This window comes from Azonexus sp. (genome assembly GCF_049652925.1).
In the GTDB taxonomy this organism is placed as follows: Bacteria; Pseudomonadota; Gammaproteobacteria; order Burkholderiales; family Rhodocyclaceae; genus Azonexus.
On record NZ_JBASFI010000008.1, the window covers coordinates 1 to 7000 of the forward strand.

A 7000-nucleotide genomic window follows, 5' to 3' on the forward strand; every position below is an offset into this window, starting at 1 on the left:
GACCGGTGGCGACCATGATGGACATCGGCGTCGCCAGCCCGAGGGCGCAGGGGCAGGCGATGATCAGTACCGAGACGCCGTTGATCAGGCCGAAGACCCAGCCCTGCTCGCCACCGAAAAAGCCCCAAGCGAAGAAACTGATTACGGCGATGGCGACCACGACGACGACGAAATAGCCGGCGACGACGTCGGCCAGTCGCTGCAACGGCGCCTTCGAGCGCTGGGCCTGGGCGACCATCTGGACGATCTGGGCGAGCATGGTCTGGGCACCGACCTTCTCGGCACGGATGACCAGGCTGCCGGCGGTGTTCATGGTGGCACCGATCACTTTGTCGCCGGGGCGTTTCGTTACAGGCAGCGGCTCGCCAGTGAGCATCGCCTCATCGACGGCGCTCGAACCTTCGATCACCGCGCCATCGACCGGAACCTTCTCGCCAGGCCGTACGCGCAGCATGTCGCCGAGATGGACATGAGTCAGCGGCACATCCTCCTCTATTCCGTCCGGGTTAATGCGGCGGGCCGTCTTCGGAGAGAGGCCGAGCAGCGACCTGATGGCGGCCGAGGTTTGCGAACGGGCGCGCAGTTCCAGCATCTGGCCAAGGAGGGTCAGGGAAATGATGACCGCCGCTGCCTCGAAATAGACGCCGATGCGGCCGTGGGCAACGAATGATTGGGGAAACAGGCCGGGGGCCAGCGCCGCTACGACGCTATAACCGAAAGCAGCGCCGGTTCCGAGGCTGATCAGTGTCCACATGTTCGGGCTGCGGTGGACCATCGACTGCCAGCCGCGGATGAAAAACGGCGCCCCGGCCCACAGCACGATGGGCAGGCTGAGCAGCAGTTCGGCCCAGGTCCGGACCAGAGGCGGCAAGCCTTCCAGCCGGTGGCCGGCCATCGCCAGGACGACCACGATAATGGTCAGTGGCAGGCTGGCCCAGAAACGGCGGTGGAAGTCCCGATATTCGGCGTTGTCCTCGTCCTTATCGAAATCGGGCAGCAGCGGTTCGAGGGCCATGCCGCACTTGGGGCAGGTGCCGGGGCCGATCTGCCGGATTTCCGGGTGCATTGGGCAGGTGTATTCAGCATCCGGAATAGCGGGCTCCGCCGGCTGCGGCGCAAGGTAAGGCGCCGGTTCCGCGTCGAATTTCGTTTTGCATTTGGCGCTGCAAAAGCGGTAGTTGACGCCGTCCAGATCCGTCGCGTGGGGGGATTCCGGTTTGACGGTCATGCCGCAGACGGGGTCGATGAAGATACCCGACGTGGCTTTCAAGACCGACGACGAATGGCTGTGATGTTCACCTGAGTGTTCGCTGTCCATGGCTACTCCCCTTTAATCAAAAAATCACAATTACGCGATTTGCTCAAAGTTAATCCAGCCGCCCCATGGGCCAATATCGAAAAAAGTAGGCCTTGCTCTGCAGCAAGGCCGTTAGCAACGGTCGCGCAGGAGAGAAAGCCGACCGCAAAAGGTATCCAGCTAAAGTTGCACAGGCTCCAGCCAGATTTTTCCTCATGACTACTTTCTATTTAGTCGATACCGACCTTGCGCTGCTCGCTGCGCACATAGGCCGTGATGTGTGCCACGTCATCGGGTGTTACCTGCGGCACCGGTGCCATGTCGCCGAATTTCCAGTGATGGGCGCGCACGCCGTTCTTCGCGGCGAGTTGGAAAGCGGCATCGGCATGATGCGAGGGCTCGTAGATGCGGTGCAGGAGAGGCGGTCCCTTGTCCGACCCTTTCAAGTCCGTGCCGTGACAGGCCGCGCAGTGTTTCGCGAATAGTGCCTTGCCGGCGGCCGGATTGGGCATCAGGCCGGGGCTGGGCTTGGGCACCTGCCAGCTTTGGGCTTGCACCGACAAGCTGAACCCTGCGATCAGCCCCGCGGCGAACTGTCGCCTACGAATTCTGTTCATTGCTTCCTTCTGCCTTGCCGTGACCGCCATGTCCACCGTGACCGAAGAAGTGCATCAACGGACAGAGCAGAAGGAGAAAATAAATCCACCGTCCGGCCAGATGCTCCCAATGCTCGCGAATAATGAAGAACCCCAGGATGACAGCGATCATGGCAACGACGACCGCGCCACGAGACCGATACCACGGCTCGGCGTGATGATGTTCAGATTCTGCTTTCATGAGCGGACTCCTTGTTCTTGATAGACACCGGATGAAGCGGTAGAACAGCAAATGAGCGGGCGGGTTGTCGTGCCTTGCTTGGCAGCCCATTGCCGCTGGCAAGGGAAGCGGATCACCAGCAGTGAACCGCTTCCCTACAGGAACCGATTAGTGGGAATGACCAGCGTGCGAGTCGTTTCCGGAGCCGCCCGCATATCCACTACCGGCACACCCGCCCAGCAACAGTCCGACTACCGTCACAGCAACCACCAAGAGCTTCTTCGACATCACGTTCTCCTTGCGTTGAAAATATTCATTCCTCGATACCCCGATTCAGGCGCCATTGCTTGACCAGCGCGTAGATCGCCGGAATCACCGCGAGGGTCAGTACCGTCGAGGAAATCATGCCGCCAACCATCGGCGCGGCGATGCGGCTCATCACTTCCGAGCCTGTGCCGGTGCCCCACATGATCGGCAACAGGCCGGCCATGATCGCCACCACGGTCATCATTTTCGGCCGGACGCGCTCGACGGCGCCTTCCATGATTGCCTCGTAAAGATCGGTCAGGCCAGGAACCTGACCCTCGGCGCGCCGCTTGGTCTTCAATTCCTCCCAAGCGTGATCGAGATAGATCAGCATGATGACGCCGGTCTCGGCCGCGACGCCGGCCAGCGCAATGAAGCCGACGGCGACGGCGACCGACAGGTTGTAGCCGAGCCACCACATCAACCAGATGCCGCCAACCAGCGCGAAAGGCACCGAGAGCATGACGATCAACGTCTCGGTAATGCGCTTGAAGTTAAGGTAGAGCAGCAGGAAGATCGAGAGCAGGGTCACCGGGATGACGATCTTCATTTTCTCGATGGCCCGTTCCATGTATTCGAACTGGCCGCTCCAGGTCACGTAGTAGCCGGGTGGGAACTTGACCTGTTCGGCGACCGCCTTCTTGGCGTCGGCGACGTAGCTGCCGATGTCGCGGTCGCGGATGTCGACATAGATGTAGGCGGAAAGCAGCGCATTTTCGGTGCGGATGGACGGTGCCCCCTTGGCGACGACGACCTTGGCCAGTTGCCCCAGGGGAATCATCGCCCCGTCCATGGTCGGGATCAGCACCTCGCGGGCGATCTGCTGCGGATCGGAGCGTAGTTCGCGCGGATAGCGGATGGTGACGCCGAAACGTTCCCGCCCCTCGACCGTGGTGGTTACCATCTCGCCGCCCAGCGCCGTGCCGATCACATCCTGCAGGTCGCCGACAGCCAGGCCGTAGCGCGCCAGTTGCTCGCGGTCCGGCTCGATGTTGAGGTAAAAGCCGCCGGTGATGCGCTCGGCGAAGGCGCTGGTCGTGCCGGGCACCGCCTTGACCACGGCCTCGATTTCCTTGGCCACTTTTTCCATCTCACCGAGATCCTTGCCGAAGACCTTGATGCCGATCGGTGTGCGAATGCCGGTGGACAGCATGTCGATGCGGGCCTTGATCGGCATCGTCCAGGCGTTGGCTACACCGGGGAATTGCAGGGCCTTGTCGAGTTCGGCAATCAACTTGTCGGTGGTCAGGCCCGGGCGCCATTCGGCTTCCGGCTTCAGGTTGATCACCGTCTCGAACATCTCGGTCGGCGCCGGATCGGTTGCCGTATTGGCGCGCCCGGCCTTGCCATAGACCGAAGCGACCTCGGGGAAACTCTTGATGATCTTGTTCTGCGTCTGCATCAACTCGGCGGCCTTGGTGATCGACATGCCGGGCAGCGAAGCCGGCATGTAGAGCAGCGTGCCCTCGTTGAGCGTCGGCATGAACTCCGAGCCGAGTTGAGAGGCTGGGTAGATTGAGGCCACCAACGCGACGACGGCAGCAACGATGGTCATTTTCTTCCAGCGCATGACGCCGGCGATGATCGGCCGATAGACCCAGATCAGGAAGCGATTCACCGGATTCTTCGCTTCCGGCATGACCTTGCCGCGGATGAACAACATCATCAGGACCGGCACCAGCGTCACCGAAAGTAGCGCCGCACCGGCCATCGAGAAGGTCTTGGTGAAGGCCAGCGGCGAGAACAGGCGCCCCTCCTGGCCTTCCAGCGCGAACACCGGGAGGAAGGAAACAGTGATGATGAGCAGCGAGAAGAACAATGCCGGGCCGACTTCCTTGCAGGCGGCGAGCATGGCGTCGGCACGCTCGGCCTTGGTGTGCTCCTCGGGCAGGCGTTCCAGGTGCTTGTGGGCGTTCTCGATCATCACGATGGCGGCGTCGATCATCGCGCCGATGGCGATGGCGATACCGCCCAGGCTCATCAGATTGGAATTCATGCCCAGCGAGCGCATGGCGATGAAAGCGATCAGCACGCCGACCGGCAGCATCAGGATGGCGACCAGGGCGCTGCGTACGTGCATCAGGAAAACGATGCAGACCAGCGCGACGATCAGCGCCTCCTCAAGCAGCGTCCGCTTTAGTGTGTCGATGGCGCGGTGGATCAGTTCGGAACGGTCGTACACCGTTTGCACCGTGACGCCGGCCGGCAAGCCGCCACCGATTTCGTCGATTTTGGCTTTCAGGTTATGAATGACCTCCAACGCGTTGGCGCCATAGCGTGCCATGGCAATGCCCGACACCACTTCACCTTCGCCATTGAGTTCGGTCAGGCCGCGCCGTTCATCCGGTGCCAGTTCGACCCGGGCGATGTCGCGGATCAGCACCGGCGTGCCCTTGTCGCTCTTGACAACCAGTGTTTCGAGGTCGCTCTTGCCGCGCAGGTAGCCCTTGCCGCGCACCATGTACTCGGTTTCGGCCATCTCGACGACACGGCCACCGACATCGCGGTTCGAGTCGCGGATCACTTGGGCGACCTTCATCAAGGGGATGTTGTAGGCGCGCAGTTTCACCGGATCGACGGTGACTTGATAGGTCTGGACGAAGCCGCCGATCGAGGCGACTTCGGCGACGCCGTGCGCCTTGGTCAGCTGATAGCGGACGTACCAGTCCTGGATGGTGCGCAGTTCGGCCAGCGTCTTGTCTTTGGCGAGCAGCGCGTACTGGTAGACCCAGCCGACGCCGGTGGCGTCCGGTCCGAGCGAGGGGGTGACGCCCTTGGGCATGCGGCTGGAGGCAAAATTCAGGTATTCCAGCACACGCGAGCGGGCCCAGTAAATGTCAGTACCGTCCTCGAAAATGACGTACACGAAGGAGGCGCCGAAGAACGAGAAGCCGCGCACCACCTTGGATTTCGGCACCGACAGCATGGCTGTGGTCAGCGGATAGGTCACCTGATCCTCGACTACCTGCGGTGCCTGGCCGGGATACTCGGTATAGACGATGACCTGGACATCCGAGAGGTCGGGCAAGGCATCGATCGGGGTGCGCAACACGGCATAAATGCCGCCGATGGTGATGAACAGGGTGGCGAGCAGGACCAGGAAGCGGTTCCGGCCCGACCATTCAATAATGTTGGCCAACATGGGGCGACTCTCCGTGACTCTCGGTCAGTGACCGGCGTGCGGGTTGGCACCGGCGGCCGGCGTGCCGGCTCCCTGGCTTGCTGGCAGCGGTTTGACGGCCGTGATCACCCATTCGCCGGGCTGCCGTTCGACGAACTCGAAAGCGACTCTGGCACCGGGTTTCAGCCCTTGCAGCAGGGATGCATTGGCAGCCTTGAACTCCATGGTCATGGCCGGCCATTTGAGGCTGGCGACCGGGCCGTGATTGAGACTGATCGTGCCGGCTGCCGCGTCGATGCCATCCACCGTGCCTTCGGCCTGGTGGCTAGCTCCTTTGGTGGCTGGCTGTCCGGGGGCTGCCGCTTGCCCTTCTTTTGGGGCGGCGCCGTGGGCGGCGTGGCCGAAACCGCCGACCGCTGCCTTGAGGTTACTCTCGGCATCGATCAGGAAGTTGGCGGCGACCACCACCTGCTCGCCATCCTTGACACCCTCCAGCACTTCGACATGGTTGTCGCTGCGCGAGCCGAGTTTGACCTCGCGCGGCTCGAATCGGCCTTCGCCTTGCTGGATCAGCACGATCTGGCGGGCGCCGCTGTCGATGACGGCGGAGGTCGGCACGGTGACCACCTGGCCTTTGGCGCCCACCGGCAGTTCGACCTGCGCGAACATGGCCGGCTTGAGCAGCAGCCCCGGATTGGCCAGTTCGACGCGAACCGGTACCGTGCGGGTCTGGGCGTTCAAGGTCGGATAGACATAGCTGATCGTGCCGTCGAAAGTCTTGCCCGGATAGGCGTTGATCGTCACCTTGGCCTTGGCGCCGGATTTGACCAGGCCGATATCCTGTTCGAAAACATCGGCGACGACCCACACCGAGGAGAGGTCCGCCACCTGGTAGAGCGCCTCACCGGGCATGAAGCGCATGCCCTGAATGGCCTTCTTCTCGGTGACGATGCCGGCCACCGGCGAGCGGAAAGTCATCGTCCGCTTCGTCTCGCCGGATTTCGCCAGCGCCTTGACCTGTTCTTCCGAGATATCCCAGTTCTTCAGCCGCAGCAGGCTGGAATCGGCCAATTGCTTCATGCCGTCCCGCGCCTGACCGCCGGCCTCTTTCAGCGATTCGACACCTTGGGCGGCAATCGCATATTCGCGCTGGGCGGAGACCAACTCCGGACTGTAGACCTCGAACAGCGGCTGGCCTTTGCCGACCGGCTGGCCGGTCACATTGACATGCAGGCGCTCGACATAACCCTCGAACTTGGGCGAAATCGCGTACATGCGGCGTTCGTCCGGCTCGATCCGGCCAGAAGCGCGCACCACCTTGTCGAGGACGCGGAGTTGCGCGGCTTCAGTGCGCACGCCCAGTTTTTGTACCTTCTCGGTACTGATCTTGATCTGATTGGCGGACGCCGGCTCGTCGTCCGCTTCGCCTTCATAAACAGCGATGTAGTCCATGCCCATCG

The 7000-nt window shown here is 62.2% G+C and carries 5 protein-coding genes; all 5 read right to left on the reverse strand.

The window, feature by feature from the left end; translation table 11 throughout:
• A partial coding sequence (locus WBK19_RS02975) for an HAD-IC family P-type ATPase (protein ID WP_511286804.1) occupies nt 1–1318 on the reverse strand: 1318 nt, incomplete at its 3' end.
• A gap of 209 nt (nt 1319–1527) precedes the next feature.
• Nucleotides 1528–1914 carry a c-type cytochrome gene (locus WBK19_RS02980; RefSeq protein WP_511286806.1) on the reverse strand — a complete coding sequence of 129 codons (387 nt, stop codon included), beginning with the start codon at nt 1912–1914 and terminating at the stop codon, nt 1528–1530.
• Nucleotides 1898–2134, reverse strand: a complete 237-nt coding sequence (locus WBK19_RS02985; RefSeq protein ID WP_310491864.1) for a DUF2933 domain-containing protein — start codon at nt 2132–2134, stop codon at nt 1898–1900. The genes WBK19_RS02980 and WBK19_RS02985 overlap by 17 nt, the downstream gene beginning before the upstream one ends.
• 292 nt (nt 2135–2426) lie before the next feature.
• Complete coding sequence (locus WBK19_RS02990) at nt 2427–5561, reverse strand: efflux RND transporter permease subunit (protein ID WP_511286808.1); 3135 nt, start codon at nt 5559–5561, stop codon at nt 2427–2429.
• Nucleotides 5562–5585: 24 nt separating this feature from the next.
• Nucleotides 5586–6998, reverse strand: a complete 1413-nt coding sequence (locus WBK19_RS02995) for an efflux RND transporter periplasmic adaptor subunit (protein ID WP_511286810.1) — start codon at nt 6996–6998, stop codon at nt 5586–5588.
• Between the last annotated feature and the right edge of the window lie 2 nt (nt 6999–7000).